Genomic DNA, 2,612 nt, shown 5'->3' with positions numbered 1-2,612 from the left:
GTCCCTGCTTTGAGCTTGTAGATGAAACTGACGAAGTCAGCTCAAGTCCCTGCTTTGAGCTTGTGGATAGAACTGACGAAGTCAGCTCAAGTCCCTGCTTTGAGCTTGTAGATGGAAGCTGACGTGGTTTGAAGAGATTTTTCAAGAGTCTTAGCCTTCCATATAGTCTTTCAAATCTTGCCCTGTTAGTCCGGCATTGAGGGCAATGAGGAGTTTCAAGCGGGCTTTTTGGGCGTTGAGTTCTTTAATAAAGAAGACACCAGATTTTTGTAATTGCACGCCCCCACCCTGGTAGGCATAAACAGGTTCTGCTATACCGTTAAAGCATCGTGATACCAGAGCGACTGGGATTCCTTTTTGCAGAAGGTTTTCTAATTTTTGAGCCGTTTCTTTGGGAATATTACCAGCTCCGAAGGCTTGGATAATCAAACCGTCCAAGTGTTCTAAATCCAGCATATCAATCAGCTCATCTGTCATACCAGCATAAGCCGAGATGATAGGGACTAAACCTTGTATGTGATCAAGGTCAAAGCGAACACGAGGTTCAGCTGTTTTGAAGTAGAGGATTTCCTGTTTCATGATGAGACCGAGGGGGCCATGTGTTGGAGTCTGGAAGGTGCTGACATTAGTCGTATGTGTTTTGGTGACATACTTGGCAGCGTGGATTTCATCGTTCATAACGACCAAAACTCCTTTGTCAGCAGCTTTGTCATCGCTAGCTACCCGCAAAGCACTTAGGTAATTATAAACACCATCACTACCGAGTTCATTGGAGCTTCGCATGGCTCCTGTTAGAACGATGGGCATGTGGGGAATTTTCATGGTATCAAGGAAATAGGCTGTTTCCTCTAAAGTATCGGTTCCGTGTGTGATCACCACCCCATCGTAGTTATCTGCTTCCTCTTTGATTTTTTGGTAGAGAGCCAGCATATGCTTGGGTTTGATATAAGGGCTTGGTAGATTAAAAAAGTCCAAGGCATGAACTTGGATTCCTTCAAGTGGGTTGGACACATGATTCATAGGATTGTCTGAACTCGTCACAACAGCGCCAGAAGCATCGGCCTGCATGGAAATAGTCCCACCCGTATGTAAAACAAGGATTTTCTTAGGCATGATTTACTTACTCTTTCTGAAATGTGGTATAATCATTGTATCACAAAAGGGGAGATTGGGATAGGATGGAAGTCAAAGCTGTTTTTTTTGATATCGATGGAACACTAGTCAACAATCGCAAGAGTGTTTTGAAATCCACTAGGGACGCGATTAAGATTGTTAAAGAACAAGGGGTGCTTGTCGGTGTAGCGACAGGGCGAGGACCTTTTTTTGTTAAGGAATTGATGGACGATTTGGACCTGGATTTTGCGGTAACCTATAATGGCCAGTACATCTTTACTAAAGACAGAGTCTTGTTCACGAGCCCTATTTCCAAGTTGCACTTGCGCCATCTAATTAGCTATGCTAAAAAAGAGGGCAAGGAGATTGCCCTAGGGACCAAGGATGCCATGCTGGGTTCTAAAATCATGTCCTTTGGTCTGGGTTCTTTTTCCCAACGAATCAGTCGCTTCGTTCCCTCTGTTTTAACTCGGACGGTGAGTCATTCCTTTAATCGCATGGTCAGTAAGGTTGTTCCCCAAAAGGAAGAAGACCTGCTTCATCTGATGAATCAGCCTATTTATCAAGTCTTGATGCTGATGACGCCAGAAGAATCTGAGAAGGCGGCAGCTGATTTTGAAGACTTGAAATTGACACGTAGCAATCCTTTTGCTGCGGATGTCATCAATCAAGGAAACTCTAAATTGGAAGGCATTCGACTAGTCGGGAAAGAATATGGCTTTGACCTCAATCAAGTTATGGCCTTTGGTGACTCAGATAACGATCTAGAAATGCTGGCAGGTGTTGGGATGTCGGTTGCTATGGGAAATGGTAGTAGCAGTGTCAAGGAAGTTGCCAAGCACATTACCACCAGCAATCAGCAAGACGGAATCCACAAGGCCTTGGAACATTTTGGTGTTTTGGCTTCAGAAAAAGTCTTTGTCAGCCGTGACTATCATTTCAATAAGGTCAAGACCTTCCACCATATGATGGATGAACGGACTCAAGAAGAACCTCGAGCTTGGGATTTAGAAGGTGCAACCCATAGGGCTGGCTTTAAAATAGAAGAATTGGTGGAGTTTGTTCGAGCTGCCAGTCCTTCTGAAGAGGACTTTGGTCAAGCTCTATCGCAACTTCATCAAGCTCTTGATAAGGTGGCAGATAAAGTAGCCAAGAAGACGCCTGCTCAGCAAGATTTGGTAGGGCAAGTGGATGCCTTGATTGACACGCTTTACTTCACCTACGGTAGTTTTGTCTTGATGGGGGTGGATCCAGAACGTATTTTTGATATTGTCCATCAGGCCAATATGGGGAAAATTTTTCCAGATGGCAAGGCTCACTTTGATCCAGTGACCCATAAAATTTTAAAACCAGATGATTGGGAAGAAAAATATGCTCCAGAACCTGCTATTAAAAAGGAACTGCAGCGCCAGCTCAAGGCTTATGAACGTCATAAAGAGAGAAATAATACTCAATGAAAATCAAAGAGCAAACTAGGAAACTAGCCGCAGGTTGCTCAA

Annotated in this window: 2 protein-coding genes; one reads left to right on the top strand and one right to left on the bottom strand. The window is 44.0% G+C overall.

Annotation, left to right across the window (positions count from 1 at the left end):
- Positions 1 to 150: 150 nt before the first annotated feature.
- Complete coding sequence (locus HT709_RS09505; protein WP_050208774.1) at positions 151 to 1,113, bottom strand: asparaginase; 963 nt, start codon at positions 1,111 to 1,113, stop codon at positions 151 to 153.
- A gap of 65 nt (positions 1,114 to 1,178) precedes the next feature.
- Here HT709_RS09505 and HT709_RS09500 point away from each other — a divergent pair, with 65 nt between their 5' ends.
- Positions 1,179 to 2,570 (top strand): Cof-type HAD-IIB family hydrolase, encoded by a 1,392-nt coding sequence (locus HT709_RS09500; protein ID WP_172925716.1) that lies wholly within the window; start codon positions 1,179 to 1,181, stop codon positions 2,568 to 2,570.
- The last annotated feature ends 42 nt before the right edge of the window (positions 2,571 to 2,612 follow it).

Source organism: Streptococcus sp. 1343 (assembly GCF_013277355.1).
In the GTDB taxonomy this organism is placed as follows: Bacteria; Bacillota; Bacilli; order Lactobacillales; family Streptococcaceae; genus Streptococcus; species Streptococcus pseudopneumoniae.
The sequence above is the reverse complement of the archived record's forward strand: the minus strand, read 5'-3'. Positions and strand labels throughout refer to the sequence as shown.

Bases quoted from the DNA above. Each gene is read 5' to 3' on its own strand.
- HT709_RS09500 (WP_172925716.1), top strand. From the start codon at position 1,179: ATGGAAGTCAAAGCTGTTTTTTTTGATATCGATGGAACACTAGTCAAC.
- HT709_RS09505 (WP_050208774.1), bottom strand. From the start codon at position 1,113: ATGCCTAAGAAAATCCTTGTTTTACATACGGGTGGGACTATTTCCATG.